Raw genomic sequence first — 24,365 nt, 5'->3', positions numbered from 1 at the left:
CTTTTTTTAAAAATTAGTTATTCAATCGCGATACCGATAGTTCTATCCCCTGCCTGTACCTGCTCCATATCGGATGCATCGCCATAAGCAATGGAATTGACAAGCACATTTTCTTTCAACACATGCTCGAAGGCTTGTGCCGCGGCCAGCAATTCTTCATCCAGCTTCAAGGTGAGGGCAATCCGCTTCTCGATTGGCAGGTCAAGCTTCTTGCGCGTATCCTGGACCGCACGAATAATTTCACGGACCCAGCCTTCCTGTACAAGCTCCGGTGTAATGTCCGTATTCAGCGCAACGGTCATCAGATAACCGGAAGCGGAAGCAAAACCGGATTTAGCCTGTTTCTCTACGAGCAGCTCATCAACGCCGATCTCCAGTGATTCCCCTTCGGCTGTTGTAAAGGTGAAAGAGCCTTTGCTTACAATAGCGGAAGTCTCACTAGAACCAAGTCCTTTCAGATAGCCCTGAATCGGACCGACCTGCTTGCCGTACTTTTTGCCAGCGAGCTTCAAGTTCAACTTCAGAACGAAATCAACAAAGCCGTTGTCATCATTTTGAACAATAATAGCCTTGACATTGATTTCATCCTTGATGATCTCCTCATACTCTGCCAGATTAAAGCTGCGGTCGAGCGACGCGATCAGTTCGGATAACGGTTGTCTCGTTTTGACGCCAGTTTCGTTGCGCACGTTGCGCGCCAACTCAACAATCTGCTTGGCTGTCTCCATATCCCGCTCCAGCGACTCATCAATTGCTGTCTCGTCAGCCTTCGGATAATCGGACAGGTGCACGCTTTGACCGCCGCCTAGATTCGTATAGATTTCATCTGCAATCAGCGGCGCATATGGGGCAATTACACCGGACAGGGTCAACAAGACCTCGCGCAATGTCTGGTAGGCATTGACTTTATCCGCACCAAGTCCGCTTCCCCAGAAACGGTCGCGCGAACGGCGGATATACCAGTTGCTCAATTCGTCCACAAACACTTCAATTGCTTTGGCAGGATTGAGGAAGTCATTGGCGTCCAGACCTTTGCTTACTTGCTTGATCAGCGTATTCAATCGAGACAGAATCCAGCGGTCCAGCTTATTCGCAGAAGGCTTCACCTCATGCTGCGCGGCGTCAAACTGATCAATAGTCGCATAGAGCACATAGAAGGCATGCGTATTGACCAGCGTATCAATGACTTTGGATTTGGCCTCGCCCACGATGCCGCGAGAGAACCGTTTGCTGCTCCAAGGCGCGCTGTCGGCCAGCAGCGCCCAACGGAAGGCGTCTGTTCCATACTCGTTGATGATCTCCCACGGATCGATAACATTGCCCTTGGACTTGGACATCTTCTGCCCATTCTCATCGAGAATATGTCCGGTTGAAATAACGGCTTTGTAAGGCGCTTTGCCCGTATACAGCGTAGATACGGCGAGCAGGCTGTAGAACCAGCCGCGCGTCTGGTCAATTCCTTCACAAATGATATCCGCAGGGAACTGCTCCTCGAATGTTTCTTTGTTCTCAAACGGATAATGATGCTGCGCGAACGGCATCGATCCGCTGTCGAACCATACGTCGATCACCTCGGATGTTCGGGTCATAACCCCGCTTTCGCAATGCGGACATTTCAGATGCACATCATCCACGTACGGCTTGTGTAATTCGATATCCTCCGCCACATGCCCAACTGCACGATTGCGCATATCCTCCACGCTGCGGGGCGCATATTCGCCTTTGCAATCGCCGCACACCCATACGTTGAGCGGAGTCCCCCAGTAGCGGTTGCGGCTGATGTTCCAGTCCACAACATCTTCGAGAAACTTGCCGAAGCGTCCCTCTTTGATATGGCCCGGGAACCATTCAACGGAGTTATTATTGGCAATCAATTGCTCCTTTACTGCCGTCGTTTCGATGAACCAGCTCTCCATTGCATAATAGATTAGCGGTGATTTACAACGCCAGCAGAATGGATAGCTGTGCTCGTAGCGCTCTTTGCTGAACAACAGATTGCGTTCGCTCAGCAATTTCACGATATCAATATCAAGCTGTCCGTCTTTGACAAACCGTCCGGCAAAGTCAGTCACGACATCGGTATACTTGCCTGCGTTATCGACTACATTCAGCATGCCGATCTTGTGCTGGCGGGCAGCCTTATAGTCATCATCACCGTGGGCCGGTGCGATATGAACAATCCCCGTACCGCTTGAATCTGTAACAAAGTCAGCCGCAATAACGACATGCCCGTTCTCTACAGCGGCATAGCTGAATGGCGGCTCATAAGCAAGACCTGCAAGTTCGGAGCCTTTGACAGAGCCGGTAATTTCATAGTCTTCCTTCATGACACTCTCGACCAAGTTCTCAGCTACAATATACGTCTCGCCATTTTTGCTTACTTCCACATAGACCAGTTCAGGGTTCACTGCAAGCGCTACGTTGGCTGGCAATGTCCACGGCGTGGTCGTCCAAGCCAGAATCGCAGCATTGCGGTCCTTCAATCTGAATTTGACGGTAGCGCTCAAATCTTTAACATCCTCATAGCCCTGTGCCACTTCATGGGAGCTGAGTGTTGTCTGGCAATCCGGGCAGTAGGGGCTCACGCGATGTCCACGATACAGCAGACTTTGGCTATGCAGCTTCGCGAGAATCGTCCAGATGCTCTCAATATAGCTATTGTTCAGCGTAATGTATGGATTTTCCATATCTGTCCAGTAGCCGATCGCTTCGGTCAGCTCGCGCCACTGCTTTTCATATTCGAATACACTGGCTTTGCATTTCTTAATAAATTCCTCTACGCCATAGTCCTCAATTTCCTGCTTGCCCGAGATGCCAAGCTGCTTCTCGACGCCAAGTTCTACTGGCAGACCATGCGTGTCCCAACCTGCCTTGCGGACGACCCGATAGCCGGACATCGTCTTATAGCGGCCTATGAAATCCTTGATCACGCGGCCAAGCACGTGTCCGATATGAGGCGCGCCGTTCGCCGTGGGCGGGCCATCATAGAATACGAAGTTTGGCTTGCCTGCCCGATTCGCAATCGACTCCCTGAATGTGTCTTCCTTCTTCCACTTCACCAGCACCTTCAGCTCGCGGCTGCGTGCTTTTTCCTTGACATCCACACGATTCATTGCCATGTCCAAAGCTCCTTTTCCATTATTTATAAAAGACATTTTCCGAGGACAGCAGCAGTTTTTTTACAACAAAAAAAGCCACATCCCAATAGGGACGAGGCCTGCTCGCGTTACCACCCTGTTTCCGGTCCATCTTCACGGTCCGGCACCTTCATCACGGACAATCATCCGTGTTCCCTGTAACGGGGGATGCCGGCAATGCTTACTTGCAAGTTCAGCATTGCTTCTCGGAGAGGATATTCCGCGGCGGCTTGATCATCGGCTTCCAGCGTACACCGACTCTCTGGAGATCAATTCTGCTGCATACTTGTTCTCGTCATCGAAATTCAAGTCATTATTACTACTATTTATACTCTTCCGCAATCCAAATGTCAACCGACACCGGTCACTTGTCCAGATACGCAGCGGTTTCACGGGAAGAATCTTCCAGCGAACTCCAGCCATCCTGACTGAGCAGATCAAGCTGCGCTTCCACAAGCGTACGGAATCTCGCCCGGTAGATGGAAGCCTGCTTTTTCAGTTCCTCCACCTCAAGCGCAACTTTGCGCGACTTGGACAGTGATTCGTTAATAATGCGGTCAGCGTTTTTCTCAGCTTCTTTAAGAATAAGCTGCGCTTCTTTTTTGGAGTTGTTCTTCACTTCGTCGGCTGCTTCCTGGGCTACAATAATCGTTTTGCTCAGCGTCTCTTCGATGTTGGCAAAATGGTTCAGCTTCTCCTGAAGCGCCAGTACCTGATTTTGAAGCTCCTTGTTCTCCCGAATGATGCTCTCGTAATCTTTGATCACCTGATCGAGAAACTCGTTAACTTCATCCTCATCGTAACCGCGCAGACGGCGACCGAATTCTTTATTATGTATGTCCAATGGCGTCAACGGCATTGGCGCACCTCCTAATGAAATAACGATTGGCCTGATACTTCCTGCTATGTGGTTCGACAAAAGCAGATGAAATTCCTGCCGCCTGTCAAATAAATTTGCCTGCCTTCACGCGAATACGGCCTTTTTTCGTCATTCCCTCTACATCCAAAAGCTTGAACCTGCCCATTCCCTGGATTGAAACAACATCACCAGCCTTAAGCAGTTTGGAAGGGTCTTCTGTTTGCTTCCAATTGACACGGCAGCGGCCAGCCTTGATCGGATCGACAATTTTGGCGCGGCTAATGCGATAGACATCACTGCAAATTCCGTCCAAACGCAGCGATGCCACTGTAAAACTCATTTCCTCCAACTGCTGGTTTGCTGTCCGCAGTTGCTCAATCGGCAAAATATCGGTTAATACATGCACGCGATGAACCTGACGAAGATGAAGACAAATAAAATCGGCAATTTCTTCCGCTACAAGATAGTGACAACCGTCTTCACGGACATGAATATCGCCAATCCGGTCCCGCTTGATCCCCAGTCCAAGAATAGCCCCCATGTAATCGCCGTGATCGAGTTCGGACAGCGATTTGTCTTCCGAAGAGACGGACAGCACAACAATACCCGCAGGCTCATGCTCAAGCGGCCTGTAATCAGGAGCAACAATAGCCCGCTTGCGCTCTGCCTCCGGGCTGCCTCCGTCAAACCTTACGGCAACGTCAACATTCCGGTTAACCAATGTATCAAAAATATAAGCTTGCCGCGGATCAAGAAAATCAGTGCGCTTCAGTTCATGCAGCTGGCTGGCGCGCTCCACCCATTCCCAAGCCCGGTCCACAAAAGGCCGCTCATCAGGGTGGAAGTGATCGTATAGCTCGGTTCTCATAAGCCAGGCGCAATAAATTGGAGTACAGCAATTAGCCCCATGGCGACAAAACGGAGAGCAAATACAGCGACGATCGGGGAAATATCGAGCACTCCGCCAATAGGTGGAATGAAGCGTTTGAAGATGGACAGATAAGGCTCCACCAGCTTCCCTAAAAATTGCCCGATAAAGCTTTCCCGAGCGTTTGGAAGCCAAGATAACAGCACATAACCGATAATCATGAACGTGTAAATGGACTGGATCGTATCAATAAAATTTTCCACTTTAACTTAGGTCACCTCATTTTACTGTAATCAATGTTCATCTGCCAAAATTTCGGATATGGTGCCCTGAATTTCCACGGAGTCCGGCGTGCACAAGAAAATATTCGCCCCCAGCTTGGAAATATTCCCGTTAAGCGCGTACACCGTACCGCTCAGGAAATCAAGAATGCGCAGCGCCTGGTCTGTTCTCACCCGCTGCAGATTGACAACGACAGGACGCCTTGAACGCAAATGCTCCGCAATTTCCTGCGCCTCCTCATAAGAGCGGGGCTCATTGAGCACAACACGTACATTTTTCTGGCTGTGAATGCTGACCACGTTATTGGTTCTCGAATTATTTTTACGTGATTCAAAGGGAGTGGTTTCAGCTTCTTGAGAATCCTGTCTGGAGTACTTGTCCTGATCTATTATTTCCTCCACTTCATCCTGCAAGCCAAAGAAGCTCATAAACCGATTCATGACACCCATACTCATTCCTCCTCTTTACCCACTAAAATTGTACCCAGACGAAGCCATGTCGCTCCTTCTTCAACTGCAACCTCAAAATCATTGGACATTCCCATGGAGAGTCCGGTCACCGGCTCATTTGTCGCCGATTGCTGGTTCAACTCATCTCTAAGCTGTCTGAGCCCCCTAAATACAGGGCGCGTCTGTTCAGGTTCCAGCTCATAAGGAGCCATGGTCATCAAGCCTTCAATCTTAATATGTGCAAAGCGGGACAATTCCTTCACGAATGCCGTCAGTTCCTCCGGCGCCAAGCCTTGCTTCGAGTCCTCCCCGGACACATTCACCTGCAAGAAGCAGGGCACGATAATTCCGAGATCCGCCGCTTTTTTGTCAATGGCAGCAGCCAGCGACACACGGTCAAGGGAATGAATATAGGAAAATCGACCGACAACTTCCTTTACCTTGTTCGTCTGCAGGGAGCCGATAAAGTGCCAGATCGCTTGATGAGCCGCCCCCAAGCCTTCATTCTCAGCGAGATCGCGGGCCGCATGCCATTTTTCCTGGGCGTTTTGCCATCTATTCTCTCCCACATGGACGAGCCCTGCGCGAATGACATCCATCGTGGAGGCCACGGATACATATTTGGTTACTGCAATGATATTCATATCATCTCTCGTGCGTCCGCTGCGCTCGCATGCGCGCTTCAGCCGCTCTTCAACGTCTGCGATTCGATGTTCCAGCGTCAAGAGAATGGTTCACCTCTTCCCATGCCAATCCAGCTGGCCATCCGGCCGGTTTTCCCCTGTTCCATCCGGTGGGAAAAGAAAAGATCGGTGCGGCAGCCAGTACACATCTGTGATAATTCGATGCAGGTCGGCAAAATTCCTGCTTTTATCATAATCTGTCGGTTAATTTCTTTCAAGTTTATCCTCGCTCTGCCGTTGGCGTCCGCGATCAGCGCATTCGGAGCCATACTCGCGCCTCCCTCCCGCAACTCCTTCAGAAGCGGTTCTACCTTGCTGATTACCGGTCCATCCACCTCATAGCAGCAATCTTCAATCGATGGTCCGATCGCAGCGAGGAGTTCGGAAGGATGGGAACCATACTGCGCCGTCATCGCTTCCACAGTATGCCGGGCTATCTGTGCAACTGTTCCCTTCCAGCCCGCGTGGGCCAGGCCGACAGCCCGATGGACGGGGTCATAGAAGTACAGGGGCACACAGTCCGCGTATAAAGAGGCCAGCAAAGTTCCCGGCTCATTCGTAATCAGCGCATCGGCATCCAAAATCGCGTCTTCTCTAACGTCTCTGCCGCGGCCTCGCTCGGAGGCGGACACGATATGTACCCTCGCGCCGTGAACCTGCTCCGCACAGGTCCACGATTCAAACGGCCAGCCGAGCGCTTCTGTGACCGCAATGCGGTTGCGGACGACCGTCTTTGAATCATCGTTCACGTGCAGTCCCATGTTCAGCGACTGCCAGGGAGCTTTGCTGAAGCCGCCGTCCCGCCCTGTAAAACCAGCGGTCAGCGCTTCTCCCTCCATCCAAGAAGACAAATAAAACAGCGAAGGACCCTTCGCTGCCTGTTTCCATTGAAACGGTTCCATTATGCTGGCACCTCCACCTCCATGCTGTAGTGCTGGCGTATTTCGCGTATAAGTTCCGATATAACCATACTTCTATTCTAACATAAAATGACGACTTTGGTTTACCTGAGATGCTCGCTGTCCTCAGACACCCGGTAGGTGCGCGACTCCTCGACAAGCACCAGAACGACATCCGCCCCGATTTTGACGATATTGCGCCAGGGAATTACGATTTCGGAACCGCCTCCCAGCCAGCCAAACCTTTTATTATAAGGGACAACGATTGCATCGATTCGACCTTCCCGCAAGTCCAGCTCCAGATCACTGACCGTACCTATTTTTTTGCCGTCGACAATATTGATGACATCTTTCATTTGAAAGGCTGATATTTTCAAGCGCTTTTCACCACTTTTCCGTTCTTTAATATTGCTGCTGTACTTCTATATACTTATGAACAATAGCGGGACGACATGTTATTTGTACGAGATTTTGCCTGATGACCGCATAGAAAAAACCGGCAAAGGCCGGTTTTGGTTTGATGCTCGCAACTTTTCATACTTGCTTGACATGCTTTTGCATTTGTTGGATTGCCGATTTTTCCAGCCTGGATACTTGAGCCTGCGAGATGCCAATCTCATCGGCAACCTCCATCTGGGTCTTGCCCTGAAAAAATCGCATGGATAAAATCATCTTTTCCCTGTCGTTCAGCTTATGCATGGCTTCACGCAGCGCAATCTCCTCAATCCAGGATACATCCTTATTCCTCTCGTCGCTGATCTGGTCCATTACATAGATCGGATCGCCGCCGTCATGGTAGATCGGCTCGAACAAGGATACCGGGTCCTGAATGGCGTCAAGCGCGAACACGACATCCTCCTTGGGCACATTCAGCGCCTCGGAAATTTCGAAGATCGTCGGCTCACGGGAATTTTTATTCGTCAGGCTGTCGCGAATCTGGAGCGCTTTATACGCAATGTCGCGCAGACTCCGGGAGACGCGGATCGGATTGTTATCCCGCAGATAACGGCGGATTTCACCGATAATCATCGGCACGGCATAAGTCGAAAATTTCACATTTTGGCTTAAATCAAAATTGTCAATGGCTTTCATAAGTCCGATACAGCCTACCTGGAACAAATCATCCACGAATTCGCCGCGGTTATTGAACCGCTGTATGACACTGAGCACCAGTCTCAAATTGCCATTGACTAATTTCTCTCTGGCTGCCCGTTCATTTCGGGTTTGCAATGCCGTGAACAGTTCTCTCATTTCAGCATTGGTCAGGACAGGCAGTTTCGCGGTATCCACTCCACAGATCTCAACTTTGTTTCGGGTCAACGTGATTACCTCCCAAGGAGAAACATTAATGTACATTATCCCCTTGGCAACCCTTTTTATTCCTCTAAACCATTTTGTTGAATTCTTTTCTAAGCCGCTTAATAATTCGTTTTTCCAGCCGGGAAATGTAGGATTGAGAGATCCCCAGCAGGTCCGCTACATCCTTCTGCGTCTTCTCTTCGCCGTCTGTAAGGCCGAATCTCAGCTCCATAATCATCCGCTCGCGCTCGCTCAGTTTTTCCAGTGCCTTGTGCAGTAGCTTGCGGTCAACCTGCTCTTCAATATTGCGATAAATCGTATCATTTTCCGTACCCAGCACATCGGAAAGGAGGAGTTCATTGCCATCCCAGTCAATATTCAGCGGTTCATCAAAAGACACTTCGGTCCGGATCTTATTATTGCGCCGCAGATACATCAAAATTTCATTTTCGATACAGCGTGACGCATAGGTGGCCAGCTTGATTTTTTTCTCAGGGTCAAACGTATTGACAGCCTTGATCAGCCCGATCGCGCCAATTGATACAAGGTCCTCGATGTTGATGCCTGTGTTTTCAAATTTCCTGGCGATATAAACGACAAGGCGCAAGTTGCGCTCAATCAGCATGGCCCTTATGGCAGAGTCCCCTGAGGAAAGTTTCGTCAGCAAATATTCTTCCTCTTCGCGGGTAAGCGGCGGCGGCAAGGCTTCACTTCCGCCAATGTAATAAATTTCTTCACTTTTTAATCCGAATAAAAACATAAACCGGTAATAATATAACTGCAGGATCAATTTCCATTTCACAACCATCTTGGCAATTCCCTCCCTCTCTGTCATGCTTCTTGGGACTTCAATTCCGTAGCCTGTTCTACTAATGACGGATGGATAATTGCCTGATAGGCGCCATCTGAAACCAACCTTCCACCATCCAGTCCAATTAACACTTTGAAGGATTCGTAGCTTCGGCCTGCCTGCTCAATGCGGATATGATCCGGCTTCAGCGCAAGCATAAACTGCGTTCCCCGGTTCACCCCGCGATAAGGAATGAGCCGAAGACGATCCTGCCATACACACTGCTCCTCTCCAATGCCGGCAATAAGTTTGTCTACCTCCGCACTCTTGATTTTCTCCAGCCATGAAGGCGGGAAGTCCTCCTGCCAAAGCGAAGCTTCCATCACCATAACAGGGGTGCGGGTCAGTGGATCATACAAATGATTGCCGGTATCAATGAGCCCTCTGCACCGTTTTTCCTGCCCGCCAATATGCACAATGACATCAGCCAAATGATTCAAGATTTGCTCGCGCCGCTTACGTCCATTTAAAACTCCCTTGTACAGGAATAGGGCAAGCGCAAAGGTCACCGCCAAAAAAATCAATCCAACGCGGATTCCATAGCCCTGACCGCCTGTTCGCATAAGCCAGATGCCGTTCCAGACTTCATTGCGGCTTTGCAGCAAATAATAAATGCCGAACATACCTCCTGCAGCGGCAAAGCTGACTCCGTAAAAAGCCGCTACTGCGTTGATAAAGCTCTGAAGGCTGTTGAAGCCAAAAGCAACCCATACCATCAATAGCGAAAGTCCAAACTTTACACCCAGGGTAAAAATAGACGCAAAAGGCGGAACAAACATCAGCACGACATAAGCCGCGCCAATCGCTGCTGCCAAAGCAATGCGAAGCCAGCGTACGGGCACGCCGCGCACCCAGCCTGTCACCAGCAAAATCGCTGCATCCATCAGCAAGTTCAGCAAAAAAACCAAATCGACATATACAACCAGTTCCTTCAACTCCCTGCCTGAAGCCGCTCACTTTAGCCTTGCTGGTTGCCGGCTGCTGACTTTCTTCGGTCAAGTTGTACAAGACCCGGATTGACTTGAACCCAGTATATTAAAATCTTATTTCAATGTCTGTCTAAACATGCCGTCATGACCCCTGTTTTTTTGTCGAGTTTTCATGGGAGGGAAATTTAATCGTTTCTCAGCCAAAATAAAAAGAACTGATGTCTCTTCCGTTTGACATCAATTCTTTAATTCCATGTATGCGAATTGCAAGATTACCCTTTTAGATTTCAACTTTACTTAAGCAGTCCTAGAATTGCCTGCGGGTTTGATTTGCTTGGGCAAGCATCATACTAGAAGCTTCCTCTAGCATTGAGCTTTTTACCAATTTGCAGAATAAGAAATGATTACATTTTTTCCTGAAATACAAAAAAAGACTGCCCCAAAGGGCAGTCCCGGTACTATTTAGAGTAAAAGAATTTAAAAGATTGCCTGATAACAATGGCAATTAACGATCAGAGCGTGGACGGTTTCTCAAGAATGCAGGAATGTCCAGTTGATCGCTGCTTGTATTGTTGCCGAATGGCTTCAGGTTGGATGACGAGGAAGAGCTTGGGCGAGCCTCGCCACTTTCAGCTGGCTGGCCTATGTGACGGCGAACTGGAGCTGCTTTGTGCTCGAATCCTGTTGCAATAACAGTTACCTTGAAATCATCCTTCAAATCTTCATCAATGATTGCACCAAAAATCATATTCACTTCCGGATCGGATGCGGCAATAACGATCTCAGCAGCCTCATTGACTTCGTAAAGCGAAAGATTGGAGCCTCCGGTAATATTCATAATGACACCCCGTGCGCCATCAATGGAGGTTTCCAGAAGCGGGCTCATAATGGCTTTGCGCGCCGCCTCGGCAGCACGGTTCTCACCGCTTGCAATCCCGATTCCCATCAAGGCGGAGCCACGCTCTGTCATAATTGTTTTGACGTCTGCAAAGTCGAGGTTGATCAGTCCCGGTACAGCGATCAAGTCCGAAATACCTTGTACAGCTTGACGAAGAACATTATCCGCTGCCTTGAAAGCCTCCAGCATCGGCGTCTTCTTATCCACGATCTCAAGCAAGCGGTCGTTTGGAATCACAATCAATGTATCGACCTTTTCCTTGAGCGCCTCGATACCCAGTTCAGCTTGTCCGCAACGCTTCCGTCCTTCAAATGTAAATGGACGAGTGACGACGCCCACAGTGAGCGCGCCGCATTCGCGAGCAATCTCTGCAATAACCGGGGCCGCGCCTGTTCCAGTACCACCGCCCATTCCTGCTGTAACGAACACCATGTCCGCACCTTTGAGAGTATTGGCAATCAGCTCTCTAGACTCTTCGGCCGCCTTTTTGCCGACCTCCGGGTTGGCTCCAGCGCCGAGTCCGCGAGTCAATTTGTCGCCAATTTGGAGCTTATGCTCCGACATGGCAAGATGCAGCGCTTGCGCATCTGTATTAACAGTTATAAATTCAACACCTTTTACACCGTTCTCAATCATCCGGTTTACCGCATTGCTGCCGCCGCCACCGACCCCGATGACTTTAATCTGCGCCAACTGCTCCAGATCGAAATCGAATTCCAACATTTCTATTATCCCCCGATCAAATGAATTCGCTAAACATATTTTTTAACCGCTCAAACAGTCCGGGTTTGGAGGGCGCAGAAGGATTGGCTTTCCGATTGCTCGTTTTCTTCGATGCTCCAGCAGGACGGCTTTTCATGTACTTGGAAACATATTGTATCATGCCGACTCCGCTCGTATAAGCCGGATCACGCACGCCAATATAGTCGGGAACCGCAATTCGAACCGAGGATTGAAGCTCAAGCTGGGCCAACTGGAGAACGCCCGGCATAGATACCGCACCGCCAGTAAGAACGTACCCTCCTACCTTATCACCAAAGCCAAGACGCTTAACCTCTTGGAGCGCCAAGTGAAACACTTCCTGCATCCGCGGCTCAATAATATTAGCCAAGTCCACTTGGGAAAACTCTTTTTCCACATTGCTGCCCATTCTCATTACTTTAAAGCGCTGATCGTCGGCTGCATCGTCAATCATTGCACATCCGTATTTCAGCTTGATTTTCTCAGCCTGCTCTGTCTGGGTACGCAAGCCGTAGGAAATATCATTGGTTACATACTCCCCGCCGATAGGCAATGTCGAGGTTGCAGCCAGATTGCCCTGCTCGAAAATAGCGAGCGTACAGGAGCCTGCTCCAATATCAACAAGCACGGTTCCCATTGACTTCTCATCCTTGGTCAAAGCCATCTGCCCCGATGCAAGCGACATCAGAATGACGCCCGAAATACGCAGGTCCGCCTTCTCTACGCAGCGGATCAGGTTATGTATTGCTGTCTTGGCACCGGTAATTACGGTTGCTTCCACTTCCAGGCGCACGCCAATCATGCCGCGCGGGTCTGAAATGCCATCAAGTCCATCGACCAGGAACTGCTTAGGAACAAGTCCGATAATTTCACGCTCCGGGGGCAAGGCTACTACCTTGGCTGCCTGAAGCACACGTTCGATATCTTCTTCTCCGATTTCCCGATCCTCATTGGATACCGCTACTACACCATGATTGGTCTGCAATCCGATATGGTTGCCCTGAATACCCATGTATACATCGGTTATTTGAATACCTACCATGCGTTCCGCGTGATCCACAGCATTACGGATGGATTGCACGGTCTGGTCAATATCTACTATTGCTCCTTTGCGAATACCCTCCGAGTCGGCAGATCCAACCCCAATAATATTAATGGCTCCGTTCGTCACTTCACCAATAATAGCACGAACCTTGGATGTACCGATGTCCAAACTGACGATAATGTCGTTGCTGCTCAACCCGTGGCACCTCCGTTTCAACAGAAATAAGTTAGGTTGGGACTAACACACTGTTCTACATATTCAACGTACTTTATATTATCCCTCTTTTTTCTACAACATTTTTCATCTACAAAGACCTGCCAATTTACGGTAAACACCGCAACGGCAGGTTTGAGGAAGACGAATTCTGCTCCATCTATACTGCAAAATCGCAATTCAGCCGCCATTGGCATTGTTGCAGGGTAAACTCGTCCGTTAAAATAGGTGAAATCCCATAAATAAAATTCTACCATTCTTTAAAGCTATTGAGTAGTCTCTTTTTCATTAGAATCTTCACTTTCTAGGAAGTCTGACTGGTATTCGGAATAAGTATCGGCCAGGAGCATCGTCACCTTGCCAGGCGCTTGCTGCTCGATTACCGCGCTCAGCTTTGGAGCTTTCTCCTTGAGAAAGGATATCGCTGTAATGACCTCAAACTGAGTACGGGTGTAAATTTTGATCCGGTCGGGATAAGCCGTCGAAGGAATCGGGATAATTTCTGAAAAATCGCCAATGATCGCAGGCGGCAATTCACCTAGAACTTTGGTCAATTCTACCTTATACGGGTCCTTGTCCGGCCACTGGGCCAGAACGGGCTTGTCCACAACAAAATCCCTACCCTGCATCGACAGTGTGGTTCCATTGGAGAGCAGCGCTGTAATTTCTCCCTGCGGTGAGAGCTCATATCCGACAGAAGAATATTCTTCAACCTTAATTTGTACTTCGCCGGGAAAGTTCTTCGTGACCGTAGCCTTGCTCACAGAACTCAGCTTCTCAATCCTCGCCTCGATCGTACTGGAAGATGTGCCAAAGAAGGCGTCGCCCACGACTATACCCGAGGCCTCCTCTACTTCAGCCGCTCCGATATACTGCTGCCCGGAAATGCCGATGGATGATATTTTACTGATTGAGGAGTTGAAAAACAGGATCGCCAGCAAAACCGCAAACAGCAGAAAAAGAATAATCAACAGCTTCCTGTTGCCTTTCTTCTTGGACTCGGGCTCTTTAAGCACCGGCATAAATTGCGTTTGTTCCATTGCTTCCTCCTCTACAGGGCAACTTGGAGTGTTATCGTTCAATCCAGGTTCAGCATAAATCCATCCGATTCATAATAAAATAATATATCCGGTCCCCCGTGCCCGAGGAACCGGCTGCTGAATAAATGAAAAAGCTTCTCAACCTGATATGACTTGATTATTAGAGATCGCAGCATAACGCGTAATCCGCGCGCCGAGCTGGTTGAACATCTCTTCGATTTGATCATACCCGCGGTCGATATGATGCACATTTTCCACCACTGTCTTGCCTTTGGCGACGAGGCCGGCAATAACCAGCGCCGCTCCCGCACGCAAATCCGTTGCTTCCACGGTGGTTCCATGGAGTCGCCGCACCCCGCGAATGACCGCCGAGTTGTAATCAACCCGGATATCCGCTCCCATTCTGGACAGCTCATCAACATGCTTGAAGCGTCCTTCAAAGATCGTCTCCTTCATGACGCTGATGCCGTCTGATATGGCAAGCAGCACCATCACCTGCGACTGGAGATCTGTCGGGAAAGCCGGATAAGGGGCAGTCACAACCCGCTCCACCGCACCCGGTCTGCCCGAGCATCCGATCTTTATTATATCACCGTCAGCTATCACTTGAACACCTGCACGCCGCAGCACATGAATCAGCGACGTCAAATGATCCGGATTCGTATTCTGCAAGGTCACCTGTCCGCCTGTAGCCGCCGCCGCCACCATGACCGTCCCTGTCACAATGCGATCCGGGATCACTTTATAGCGGCAAGGAGCAAGCGAGCCAACGCCTTCTATCGTAATTGTATCTGTCCCCGCACCCGTAATCTTCGCGCCCATCTTATTCAGAAAATGCTGAAGATCCTGAATTTCCGGCTCCCGCGCAGCATTGGAGATCCTAGTCGTCCCTTCTGCCAGTACGGCCGCCATCATCAGATTTTCCGTTGCGCCGACGCTTGGAAAATCCAGATGAATATCCGTTCCCTTCAAACCTTCCGTACGGCATACCATACGATTTCCAAACTCCTCGATCTCCGCCCCGAGCGCCTTGAGCCCTCTCAAATGGATATCGATTTTACGTTCCCCGATGGCGCAGCCGCCCGGCTGATAAAGCTGAACCTCGCCGAACCTGGAAAGCAGCGGTCCCATCAGGAAGATCGAGGACCGCATCTGTCCCATAAGCTCCTCTGGAATATGGACGGAATGCAGCGCAGATGTATCCAGCACTACCGTCTGGGCATTGTGCTCAGCCCGGCAGCCAAGCTCGCGTAAAATGTCAAGCATTACCTCAATGTCCCGCAGCTTCGGCACATGGTCAAGAATGACCGTGCCCTCGACCAGCATGCTGGCAGCTAAAATCGGCAATGCGGCATTTTTTGCTCCTTGGATAACAATGGTTCCTGAGAGAGGTTTCCCGCCTTCAATCACCAATTTGTCCAATGTATCACCTCCGATTTACCGCTCACCCACCGCCAATACTTCGGGTACCAAGTCAATTCCGCTGTCTTCCTTGACTTTACGCTGGATATTGGCCATGAGGGAAAGAACGTCTTCAGCCGTCGCTTGGCCGGTGTTGACAATGAAATTGGCATGCATCGTAGATACCTCTGCCCCGCCGCTGCGCAAGCCTTTAAGCCCTGATGCCTCAACAAGGCGGGCGGCATAATCGCCGGGCGGATTGCGAAACACACTGCCTGCGCAAGCCATCTGAAGCGGCTGCGTGCGAAGCCTCCGCTCCTTATTGGCGGCCATCGCCGCGGTTATCTCCGCCTTCTCGCCTTTCGCAAGCTGGAAAGTCGCGCTCACTACAATGCCATTTAGCTCATGCAGTACAGAATGCCGGTAGGCAAACTTCATATCCTCCGGTCCATACTGAACCAATTCCCCTGTCTCCAGTACAATCTCGGCTGATTTGAATACTCGTGAAACATCCGATCCGAGCGCTCCGGCGTTCATATAGACGGCTCCACCGACCGAACCTGGTATGCCTCCGGCAAACTCCAATCCGGTCAACCCTTGTTTCCCTGCCATAACAGACAGTTTGATAAAGGAATAGGAGGCGCCCGCCTCTACCAGATCTTGATCAAAACGAACATCATTCATCCCGTCTCCCAGACGAAGGACTGCCCCGCGTATTCCTTTATCGCTCACTAGCAGATTGGAACCGCGGCCCAGCGCGATCCACGGCATTTTATGCTTATGAATGAGGCGCATGACGTTTATTAGTTCTTCTTTGCTCGCGGGAGCAATCAGAGCATCCGCGGGCCCTCCGATTTTCCAGGTTGTATATTCGGCCAACGGTTCGTTAAGCCTGACCTCGCAGTCGATTGACTGCTTCAATTCATCAATAAAATGTCGCATTGCTGGACCTCCTTCGTGCTGTTATAAGGGTTGCCTGTTTCTAGTATCGGATTTGACAATCGCTTACGCCTAGGGAAGCGATCACGATTATAACGTATCTTATGCCCTCTGAGAGGGGAGTGTGACAATGGCCCATACGGGCTAAAGGGCGGCTACGTTCGGCCGCCCAGTCGTTTCAGCTCGGTTACAATCAGGCTTGCCGATTCCGGCTTGCCGAGTGTAAGCGCCGCTTCCTTCATCGAAGCGAGCCGCTGAGGAGAAGTAACAATAGACGTAATTCTTCGGAACAGATCGTCTCCATTTAGTTCTCTCTCCAGCACCATCTCAGCCGCGCCTGCAACCTCCAGGCTGCGGGCATTAGGCTCCTGGTGATTGTTCGTTACGTTGGGGGATGGAATAAGAATGGAAGGAATGCCAAGCGCAGTAATTTCAGCCAGTGAGGATGCACCCGAGCGACTGACAATCAGCGTTGAAGCCGCCAGTACTTGCGCCATATTATGAATATAAGGAAGCACCTTCAAATTGGAAGGGACATTTTCCCCGGGCAGGCGCTGCTTGGCTTGCTCGTAATAGCTTTCGCCTGTAACAAAGACGAACTGGATATTTGGCAGACCGGACAGCTTCGGAATCATATCGAATACCGCTTCATTGACAGCCCTGGCTCCGCGGCTGCCGCCTACAATCAGCACAATCTTGCGATCGTTGTTCAGACCAAGCGAAGCAAAGCCTTTGCTGCGGTCGGCCTGGACAACCTGGGAAGCGCACGGATTGCCCGTGTACAAGACATGCTTGCCGCCGAACTGATCGATCGAAGCTTCGAAGCTGACCGCCACCCTCCCGGCATAGCGGCTCAAAAACTTGTTCGTCAAGCCGGGAACAACATTCTGCTCATGAATCAGAGTTGGAATGCCCAGCTTGGCTGCGGCGTATACGACAGGACCGCATACATATCCGCCCGTGCCAATAACTACATCAGGCTTGAAACTACGCAGCAATTGCTTGGAGCGGCTTACCGCCTTGAGGAAACGCATAACCGTCTTGATATTATCAATGGACAGCTTCCGTTTGAAACCTGTAATATCCACCGCTTCAAACGGAATATTCTCTGCCGGCACGATCTTGGACTCAAGACCTCTGGTTGTGCCGATATAGAGGAGAGAAGTCCCGGGTATTTCCTGTTGGGCTTGCTTGCCGACAGCAAGAGCGGGATATATATGTCCCCCCGTGCCGCCGCCGGTCAGTACAATTCGCATGGACGCATCACCTCGAATAGCGGGATATATTAAGTAGAATGCCGAGCGCCGTCAGCAGGAGCGTCAAGGATGACCCCCCATAGCTGACAAGCGGGAGCGTAATTCCGGTAACCGGGAACATGCCGATTACTACACCAATATTGATTAACACCTGAACCGCAATAATACCGGTAATTCCTACCGCCAGCAAGCTGCCAAACGAATCCGGTGCGGTAATGGCAGCACGAATGCCGCGCCAAACCACTATCAGAAACAGCATGATGATCGCCATTCCACCGATAAATCCAAGCTCCTCGGCAAGAATCGAAAATATAAAATCAGTTTGCGGCTCAGGCAGATAGTTATACTTTTGCCTGCTCATGCCCAGTCCAAGCCCGACAAGACCGCCGGGACCAATCGCATACAGCGATTGGATCGCCTGATATCCTGCACCAAGCGGGTCCTGCCACGGATCAAGGAAAGCGGTAATCCGCTGCAGCCGGTACGGCGCGGCAAGCACCAGTCCGACGAGACCGGCGACGCCCAACAGCGCAAGTGAGCCCAGATGGGCAAGCCGCGCTCCGGCCGTAAAAATAACCAGCAGCGACGCTCCTACCATTACCGTGCCGGTTCCAAGATCCGGCTGCAGCATAATGAGGCCGAAGGCGGCGCCCATAATTGAAAGAGGAGGCAGCAGCCCTTTCGTAAATGAAGTGATCTGACCCTGCCTGTCCGCCAGCATCTTCGACAGAAAGATGACCATGGCCAGCTTCATAAATTCGGATGGCTGAATGCCGAAGGAGCCAATGCCAAGCCAGCTTCGCGCTCCTCCGCGAACGACGCCGATTCCAGGGATCAACACAAGAATGAGCAGACCGAAGCAGATCAGCAGCCCCGGCTTGGAAATCTTGCGCCAAGCCCAATAATCGGTGTTCATTGTCAGAAACATCGCCCCGACGCCTAACAGTGCAAACAGCATCTGCCTTTTCAAATAATAGAAGGAGTCTCCGAATTCATTAAAGCTCAGTACAGCGCTAGCGCTGTACACCATGATAAGGCCAATCGTCAGAATGAGTAAAATGGAGACGATGAGCCATATATCTGGAGCGGATTTTGACTTGGCCATACACTTCAACACCCTTTGCGTGAGAAAGTAGGGACTTGCCCCCTACTTACAAGGTATGCGCCGAATCTTTAAAAATGCGCCCGCGCTGTTCATAGGAGGCAAACATATCCCAACTTGCGCAAGCAGGGGACAGCAATATCGTATCTCCCGGCTCGGCTATTAAAGCCGCATGACGAACTGCGGCGCGGAGCGTATCATCGGCTACCTCTTCAGGTTCGACGATAATGACGCTTGCTAAACCTGCCAACTCTGCTACACGGGCAAGCTTCTCACGCGTCTGTCCAATCACGACAAGCCCTTTCACCCGCTCCTGGAACAGCGGCAGCAACTCCATGTAATCCGAGCCGCGGTCCAGGCCGCCCGCAATCAGAATAATGCCCCCCTTAAGCGATCTGACTGACATTGTGGTTGCGGTCGGATTCGTAGCCTTGGAGTCGTTGTAGTAGGTGATGCCGTTTTTGATGGAGACCAGCTCAAGCCTGTGCTCTACGCCGCGGAATTCGCGCAGCGGCAGAGCCAGCTTCTCAGCAGGCGCTCCCGCCGCCAGCGATGCGGCAACTGCTGCCAGCGCATTGGCTGCATTATGTCGTCCCGGAATACCAAGCTCACTAACAGCAACAATCTCTTGCAGACTCCCTTTACTGTCCCGGTACACAATCTGCCGGTCCACAGCTTCCGATTCCTCCGGAGCAGTCGGATAAGGCGGTTCCATGTATACGCCCTGCTCCAAACGCTGCGTCAGCGAGAACGGCAGCAGCTTCGCCTGCACAGTTGTCGCAAGCTCGCGGCAGATCGGATCATCCCAACTCAGCACAGCCGTATCTTCCGGCGTCATATTGGCAAACAGCCTCGCTTTGGAAGCAACGTAATCCTCCATGCTGCCATGATAGTCCAGATGGGTTTCCGCCAAATTGAGCAGTACGCCGACTCGCGGCCGGAACGAGCTCGTTCCTTTCAATTGGAAGCTGCTCAGTTCCGCTACAATCCACTGGCTCGCTTCCGCCCGGGTTGCCGCTTCGCACAGCGGCGTGCCGATATTGCCTGCTACAATCGGGGACAACCCGGCCGTCTGCAGGAGTTCACCTATCCAGGTGGTGGTAGTCGTCTTCCCATTGGAGCCTGTAATGCCGATCATGGGAGCCGGAGACAGCGCATAAGCTACCTCCACCTCGGTTACAATCTCGATTCCGAATTGAAGCGCCTGCTGAACAGGCGGAGCCTGATAAGGAATCCCCGGGTTTTTGACGACAAGCGCTGTATGTTCTGTTATTAAATGATCCGGATGGCTGCCGCAGATGACAGTAATTCCTAACGCCTCCAGTTCGCCTGCCTCCGGACTTTGTTCGCGTGTTTTTTTATCATTTACGACCACCTCGGCGCCAAGTGTATGAAACACTTTTGCCGCGCTGACGCCGCTTTTGGCCAAACCAAGGACAACAACCTGCTGTCCGCGGTATAGACTCGGATGATTCATCTTATTCGCAACCCCTTACCTGTTAAACCCGGCTGGCACAAGAGACCTTCCTCTTGCCCAGCCGGGCATCAGCCGATATAAACTTCATACACAAGTTCCCTTGAACCCATTATAACCCTCTGTGCAGGAACAAACCTAATGCGGCGAACAACAGCCCAACCAGCCAGAAGGTGGTCACTACGCGCCACTCCGACCAGCCGGACAGCTCGAAATGATGGTGAATCGGACTCATCTTGAAAATCCGCTTCTTCCGCAGCTTGAATGAACCTACCTGCAAAATTACAGACAGCATCTCAAGCACGAACACTCCGCCGATGACAATGAGCAGCAGCTCCGTTTTAGTCAAAATCGCTACTGCAGCGAGCCCCCCTCCGATTCCGAGAGAGCCTGTATCACCCATGAATACCTTCGCCGGATGGGCATTAAAGACCAGAAAGCCCAGCACGGCTCCAATCATGGCAGCTGAAAAAACGGCTGACTCCGGCTCGGATACATTCATCGCAATAAGCGTAAACGCTCCGAACGCCAGGGCGCTCGTCCCGGACAGCAGACCGTCCACACCATCCGTGAAGTTAACGGAATTGCTGGTAGCGAACAGGATGATGACAACAAATACATAGTAAAACCAGCCAAGATCAAAGCTCCAGTGCGTCCCCGGGACTGTAATTGCCGTACTGTGATGAATCGAGTAGAGCAGCACGCACATCAGAATGGAAAAAAACAGCTGGCCGACAAGTTTTTGTCTGGCTGTCAGACCAAGCGAACGTTTGAATGCGATTTTAATATAATCATCGAGAAATCCGATCAGGCCGAAGCCCAGTGATGCTACGAGCAATATCCAAAAATCGGTTGTCTTGTCTGAAAACTTGAGAAAGCTCAACGTGAGCGCCGTCATAATGATGATGCCGCCCATCGTCGGCGTCCCCTTCTTCTTCAGATGGCTCTGCGGTCCGTCATCGCGAATTTCCTGGCCGAACTTCAGCCTTCGGAGCAGCGGTATGAACAAAGGTCCGATAATCACTGCAAGAAGAAAAGAAACGCCCATTGCCATTAGAATGACCTTCATGTCCATATCCTCACCCCCTCAAGCCTTGTTCCAGCGCGTGGACAATTTGCTCCATCTTCATACCTCTTGAGCCTTTCACGAGTACAAGGTCATTGCCATGCAATTCCCCATGCAAGTATGCAATAAGTTCCGTCTTATCGGCAAAATGCTTTACGTTGTCCGTCCCGATCGCCTCCGCCGCCGCCTTGGCCGTCTCCAGCGACTGGGGACCAAGGGCAACGACGCGGTTGCCCGGATGAATATAAGCGCCAATCTGCCGGTGCAGCTCCGCCTCCTCGGGGCCAAGCTCCAGCATGTCGCCCAGTACAAGCCACTTCGTACGGAATCCGGTCAACTGCTCTACCAGATCAATGGCCGCCCTTACCGCAGTAGGGTTCGCATTATAAGTGTCATTCAGTACGACAGCGCCGTTAGCGGCACGAACGGCTTCAATCCGCATGCCGGTGATTCGCAGGCCAGATAACGCTCCCGCCACACGGGCCGCCGGAACGCCAAACCTTACTCCTGCCGCGATAGCCGCGGATGCGTTGGTCACATTGTGTTTTCCAGGAACCGGGATATGTAATCCAATCAAAGCTTCATCCGTAGCTGTGTCACCACTAACCAAATTAAAACGGGAACCATTGACGGTTACCCTGATATCATCTGCTCTCCATTCATTGCCTGCATCGGTTCCGAAGGATACGGCTTCCATGGAAGCTGCATCTTGAAGCTGCGAAATCCCCTGATGCAACAGCGGCTCATCCCCGTTGAACAGGAGCAATCCTCCAGACTTGAGCCCGGCGGCAATCTCCAGCTTGGCCTTGGCAATGCCTTCTCTTGAACCGAGTTGAAGCAGATGGGCATCGCCGATATTGGTAATGATAGCCGCATCAGGCTGAGCGATCTTTGATAGCAGCTCAATCTCTCCGTAACCGCTCATCCCCATCTCCAGAACAGCCGCCTCGGTATCCTCAGCCATATCCAGAATCGTAAGCGGCAGCCCGATGTGATTGTTCAAATTGCCTGCCGTCTTATGGACGCGAAAAACGGTGGCCAAAACAGCCGCCGCCATGTCCTTCGTCGTTGTTTTGCCGTTGCTGCCTGTAATGCCGATGACCTTCACCGGCAGCTCCCTGCGGTAAGCTGCTGCAAGCTGCTGCAGTGCAGCCAAAGTATCCGGCACCAGCACAAGCGGCCAGTCCTCAAGCTCCGGCGGCACCGGACGGTCCGTCTGCCAGATTGCCCCGGCGGCCCCACGTTCTCTTGCTTGGCGCGCATAATGATGCCCGTCAAAGTTATCGCCTATCAGCGGCACAAACAACCGCCCGGCCTCTATGCGGCGCGAGTCCGTGCTCACGCCTTCAAAGGCAGACGCGGACGCGGCCAATGTTGTCAGACTAGCTTCCTGCAATAGGCCGGGCAGCTCGCCGAATGTTTTTTTTATCACAATCCAAGACTCCTTATCGCTTCTTTAGCTATTAGGCGATCATCAAAATCAACCGTTTGCTCGCCGATGATCTGGTAGGTTTCATGACCTTTCCCCGCAATCAATACTACATCGTCAGGGCTTGCCATTTCAACCGCTTTTTGAATCGCCTGCTTGCGGTCTTCAATCAGCGTATAGCGCTCCGTGGAAATTCCGTCCTCGATCAGTCCTTGCTCAATTTCGCGCAGGATGCCGGACGGCTCCTCGGCCCGCGGATTATCAGACGTCACGATGGTGTAATCTGCATAACGCGCAGCAATTTTCCCCATCAGCGGCCGCTTTGTCCGATCCCGGTCGCCTCCGCAGCCAAATACACATACAATTTGGCCGGGCGCGAATTCCTTCACGGCGCGGAGCACATTATCAAGTCCGTCGGGCGTATGGGCGTAGTCCACAATGACCGCAAACGGCTGCCCGCCATCGACTGCCTCTACGCGTCCCGGTACGCCGGACACACTCTCCAGACTGCGCTTCAATTGCCCCAGCGGAATCCCTTCAATTAACCCTGCCGTGATAGCAGCCAATGCATTGTATATGTTGAACTTGCCGACCATCTGCATCGTAATTTCCGCTTCCCCTTTAAACGTATGAACGATAAAGGAGGTGCCTTTGGCTGTAATCCGGATTTGCGAAGCGCGTACATCCGCTTCTGAATCAATGCCGTATGTAATCACTTCTGCGGATGTCAATCCAGAAAGCTGGCGGCTGGCAGGATCATCCGCATTGAACACCGCATACGACCGCTCGCTTTCCGCCTGAGCGTATTCATTGCCAAGACGGGAGAACAGCAGCCCCTTGGCGGCTGCGTACTGATCCATCGAGCCGTGATAATCCAGGTGATCCTGAGTCAGATTGGTAAAAATCGCTGTGCGATAATGGCAACCCTTCACCCGGCCCTGCTCAAGCGCATGCGAGGAAACTTCCATGACACAGTAGTCGGTTCCCGCTTCTGCCATATGATTCAAGGAGCGCTGCAAATCCAGCGCTTCCGGCGTCGTTCCGGACATCGGGAACACCTGACCCGCGTAGCGCATCTCAATGGTTCCGATTACGCCCGGCTTGCTGCCCGCATCGTTTAAAATTCGCTCGATCAAATAGGTAGTAGTTGTCTTGCCGTTTGTTCCCGTCACCCCGATCAGCTTGAGCCGCCGAGAAGGCGTTCCGAAAAAGGCATTCGAGAGAACCGCCATTGCTTGCCGGCTGTCCTTTACAAGAAGCTGAGGCACTTCCAATGGCAGCAAACGCTCCACTACGAGCGCTGCAGCGCCTTTTGCGATGGCATCGCCGGCATAATCATGTCCGTCTACCGTATGACCCGGCAAGCAAATAAAAAGATTTCCCGGACCTGCCTTGCGTGAATCCGTTTCGATTCCATTTATTATAAGGGCTCCATCCCCGATAAGCTGTGAGGTTAAAAAATGTTCGGATAGCTCATCCAGCCTCATGGTACTGACCTCCTTCTGT

21 protein-coding genes, 1 pseudogene and 1 other annotated feature are annotated in these 24,365 nt (G+C 51.3%); all 22 genes and pseudogenes read right to left on the bottom strand.

What is annotated here, in order from left to right:
- Positions 1–17: 17 nt before the first annotated feature.
- Positions 18–3,113: an isoleucine--tRNA ligase gene (gene ileS, locus JFN88_RS18375; protein WP_199021303.1), complete on the bottom strand. Its 3,096-nt coding sequence runs from the start codon at positions 3,111–3,113 to the stop codon at positions 18–20.
- 90 nt (positions 3,114–3,203) lie between these two features.
- Positions 3,204–3,445 (bottom strand) — a binding site (T-box leader).
- Positions 3,446–3,501: 56 nt separating this feature from the next.
- Positions 3,502–3,996 carry a DivIVA domain-containing protein gene (locus JFN88_RS18370; RefSeq protein ID WP_199020745.1) on the bottom strand — a complete coding sequence of 165 codons (495 nt, stop codon included), beginning with the start codon at positions 3,994–3,996 and terminating at the stop codon, positions 3,502–3,504.
- 85 nt (positions 3,997–4,081) lie between these two features.
- Positions 4,082–4,864 carry a YlmH family RNA-binding protein gene (locus JFN88_RS18365; RefSeq protein ID WP_199020744.1) on the bottom strand — a complete coding sequence of 261 codons (783 nt, stop codon included), beginning with the start codon at positions 4,862–4,864 and terminating at the stop codon, positions 4,082–4,084.
- A complete protein-coding gene (locus JFN88_RS18360) occupies positions 4,861–5,127 on the bottom strand; it encodes a YggT family protein (protein WP_332908505.1) in 267 nt (88 codons plus the stop codon). Before JFN88_RS18360 ends, JFN88_RS18365 begins: the two co-directional genes overlap by 4 nt.
- A gap of 11 nt (positions 5,128–5,138) precedes the next feature.
- Positions 5,139–5,595 (bottom strand): annotated as a pseudogene (locus JFN88_RS18355) (cell division protein SepF).
- Positions 5,596–5,597: 2 nt separating this feature from the next.
- Positions 5,598–6,320, bottom strand: a complete 723-nt coding sequence (locus tag JFN88_RS18350) for a YggS family pyridoxal phosphate-dependent enzyme (RefSeq protein ID WP_199020742.1) — start codon at positions 6,318–6,320, stop codon at positions 5,598–5,600.
- Positions 6,317–7,180 carry a peptidoglycan editing factor PgeF gene (gene pgeF / locus JFN88_RS18345; RefSeq protein WP_199020741.1) on the bottom strand — a complete coding sequence of 288 codons (864 nt, stop codon included), beginning with the start codon at positions 7,178–7,180 and terminating at the stop codon, positions 6,317–6,319. The genes JFN88_RS18350 and pgeF overlap by 4 nt, the downstream gene beginning before the upstream one ends.
- A 101-nt stretch (positions 7,181–7,281) precedes the next feature.
- On the bottom strand, positions 7,282–7,554 hold the full coding sequence (locus JFN88_RS18340; RefSeq protein WP_199020740.1) for a YlmC/YmxH family sporulation protein: 273 nt from the start codon (positions 7,552–7,554) through the stop codon (positions 7,282–7,284).
- Between the two features lie 157 nt (positions 7,555–7,711).
- A complete protein-coding gene (gene sigG, locus JFN88_RS18335; RefSeq protein ID WP_199020739.1) occupies positions 7,712–8,497 on the bottom strand; it encodes an RNA polymerase sporulation sigma factor SigG in 786 nt (261 codons plus the stop codon).
- 64 nt (positions 8,498–8,561) lie between these two features.
- Entirely contained in the window at positions 8,562–9,284 is a 723-nt protein-coding gene (gene sigE, locus JFN88_RS18330; protein ID WP_199020738.1) for an RNA polymerase sporulation sigma factor SigE, read from the bottom strand.
- A 23-nt stretch (positions 9,285–9,307) separates the two neighbouring features.
- Positions 9,308–10,261 carry a sigma-E processing peptidase SpoIIGA gene (spoIIGA, locus tag JFN88_RS18325; RefSeq protein ID WP_332908504.1) on the bottom strand — a complete coding sequence of 318 codons (954 nt, stop codon included), beginning with the start codon at positions 10,259–10,261 and terminating at the stop codon, positions 9,308–9,310.
- A gap of 499 nt (positions 10,262–10,760) precedes the next feature.
- Positions 10,761–11,876 (bottom strand): cell division protein FtsZ, encoded by a 1,116-nt coding sequence (ftsZ, locus tag JFN88_RS18320; protein ID WP_199020737.1) that lies wholly within the window; start codon positions 11,874–11,876, stop codon positions 10,761–10,763.
- 16 nt (positions 11,877–11,892) lie between these two features.
- Positions 11,893–13,134, bottom strand: coding sequence for a cell division protein FtsA (gene ftsA / locus JFN88_RS18315; RefSeq protein ID WP_199020736.1), 1,242 nt, complete (start codon positions 13,132–13,134; stop codon positions 11,893–11,895).
- A 284-nt stretch (positions 13,135–13,418) separates the two neighbouring features.
- The gene (locus tag JFN88_RS18310; protein ID WP_199020735.1) at positions 13,419–14,192 is read right to left on the bottom strand and encodes a cell division protein FtsQ/DivIB; all 774 of its coding nucleotides are present in this window, start codon (positions 14,190–14,192) and stop codon (positions 13,419–13,421) included.
- 138 nt (positions 14,193–14,330) lie between these two features.
- Entirely contained in the window at positions 14,331–15,614 is a 1,284-nt protein-coding gene (murA, locus tag JFN88_RS18305; RefSeq protein ID WP_199020734.1) for a UDP-N-acetylglucosamine 1-carboxyvinyltransferase, read from the bottom strand.
- Between the two features lie 15 nt (positions 15,615–15,629).
- Complete coding sequence (gene murB / locus JFN88_RS18300) at positions 15,630–16,535, bottom strand: UDP-N-acetylmuramate dehydrogenase (RefSeq protein WP_199020733.1); 906 nt, start codon at positions 16,533–16,535, stop codon at positions 15,630–15,632.
- A 152-nt stretch (positions 16,536–16,687) separates the two neighbouring features.
- Entirely contained in the window at positions 16,688–17,788 is a 1,101-nt protein-coding gene (murG, locus tag JFN88_RS18295) for an undecaprenyldiphospho-muramoylpentapeptide beta-N-acetylglucosaminyltransferase (RefSeq protein WP_199020732.1), read from the bottom strand.
- Between the two features lie 7 nt (positions 17,789–17,795).
- Positions 17,796–18,893, bottom strand: coding sequence for a stage V sporulation protein E (spoVE, locus tag JFN88_RS18290; RefSeq protein ID WP_199020731.1), 1,098 nt, complete (start codon positions 18,891–18,893; stop codon positions 17,796–17,798).
- Positions 18,894–18,939: 46 nt separating this feature from the next.
- Positions 18,940–20,367: a UDP-N-acetylmuramoyl-L-alanine--D-glutamate ligase gene (gene murD / locus JFN88_RS18285; RefSeq protein WP_199020730.1), complete on the bottom strand. Its 1,428-nt coding sequence runs from the start codon at positions 20,365–20,367 to the stop codon at positions 18,940–18,942.
- Between the two features lie 109 nt (positions 20,368–20,476).
- The gene (mraY, locus tag JFN88_RS18280; RefSeq protein ID WP_199020729.1) at positions 20,477–21,439 is read right to left on the bottom strand and encodes a phospho-N-acetylmuramoyl-pentapeptide-transferase; all 963 of its coding nucleotides are present in this window, start codon (positions 21,437–21,439) and stop codon (positions 20,477–20,479) included.
- 4 nt (positions 21,440–21,443) lie between these two features.
- Positions 21,444–22,862 (bottom strand): UDP-N-acetylmuramoyl-tripeptide--D-alanyl-D-alanine ligase, encoded by a 1,419-nt coding sequence (locus JFN88_RS18275; RefSeq protein WP_199020728.1) that lies wholly within the window; start codon positions 22,860–22,862, stop codon positions 21,444–21,446.
- A complete protein-coding gene (locus JFN88_RS18270) occupies positions 22,859–24,346 on the bottom strand; it encodes a UDP-N-acetylmuramoyl-L-alanyl-D-glutamate--2,6-diaminopimelate ligase (RefSeq protein ID WP_199020727.1) in 1,488 nt (495 codons plus the stop codon). The genes JFN88_RS18275 and JFN88_RS18270 overlap by 4 nt, the downstream gene beginning before the upstream one ends.
- Positions 24,347–24,365: the final 19 nt, after the last annotated feature.

The organism is Paenibacillus roseus (genome assembly GCF_016424485.1).
GTDB lineage: Bacteria > Bacillota > Bacilli > Paenibacillales > Paenibacillaceae > Paenibacillus_D > Paenibacillus_D roseus.
Note: the sequence above shows the minus strand (reverse complement) of the source record. Positions and strands in the feature narration are given on the sequence as shown.

Excerpts from the sequence above, each read along its gene's own strand:
- ileS (WP_199021303.1), bottom strand. The coding sequence starts at position 3,113 with ATGAATCGTGTGGATGTCAAGGAAAAAGCACGCAGCCGCGAGCTGAAG.
- JFN88_RS18370 (WP_199020745.1), bottom strand. The coding sequence starts at position 3,996 with ATGCCGTTGACGCCATTGGACATACATAATAAAGAATTCGGTCGCCGT.
- JFN88_RS18365 (WP_199020744.1), bottom strand. The coding sequence starts at position 4,864 with ATGAGAACCGAGCTATACGATCACTTCCACCCTGATGAGCGGCCTTTT.
- pgeF (WP_199020741.1), bottom strand. The coding sequence starts at position 7,180 with ATGGAACCGTTTCAATGGAAACAGGCAGCGAAGGGTCCTTCGCTGTTT.
- sigE (WP_199020738.1), bottom strand. The coding sequence starts at position 9,284 with ATGGTTGTGAAATGGAAATTGATCCTGCAGTTATATTATTACCGGTTT.
- ftsZ (WP_199020737.1), bottom strand. The coding sequence starts at position 11,876 with ATGTTGGAATTCGATTTCGATCTGGAGCAGTTGGCGCAGATTAAAGTC.
- JFN88_RS18310 (WP_199020735.1), bottom strand. The coding sequence starts at position 14,192 with ATGGAACAAACGCAATTTATGCCGGTGCTTAAAGAGCCCGAGTCCAAG.
- murB (WP_199020733.1), bottom strand. The coding sequence starts at position 16,535 with ATGCGACATTTTATTGATGAATTGAAGCAGTCAATCGACTGCGAGGTC.
- murG (WP_199020732.1), bottom strand. The coding sequence starts at position 17,788 with ATGCGAATTGTACTGACCGGCGGCGGCACGGGGGGACATATATATCCC.
- spoVE (WP_199020731.1), bottom strand. The coding sequence starts at position 18,893 with ATGGCCAAGTCAAAATCCGCTCCAGATATATGGCTCATCGTCTCCATT.
- murD (WP_199020730.1), bottom strand. The coding sequence starts at position 20,367 with ATGAATCATCCGAGTCTATACCGCGGACAGCAGGTTGTTGTCCTTGGT.
- mraY (WP_199020729.1), bottom strand. The coding sequence starts at position 21,439 with ATGGACATGAAGGTCATTCTAATGGCAATGGGCGTTTCTTTTCTTCTT.
- JFN88_RS18270 (WP_199020727.1), bottom strand. The coding sequence starts at position 24,346 with ATGAGGCTGGATGAGCTATCCGAACATTTTTTAACCTCACAGCTTATC.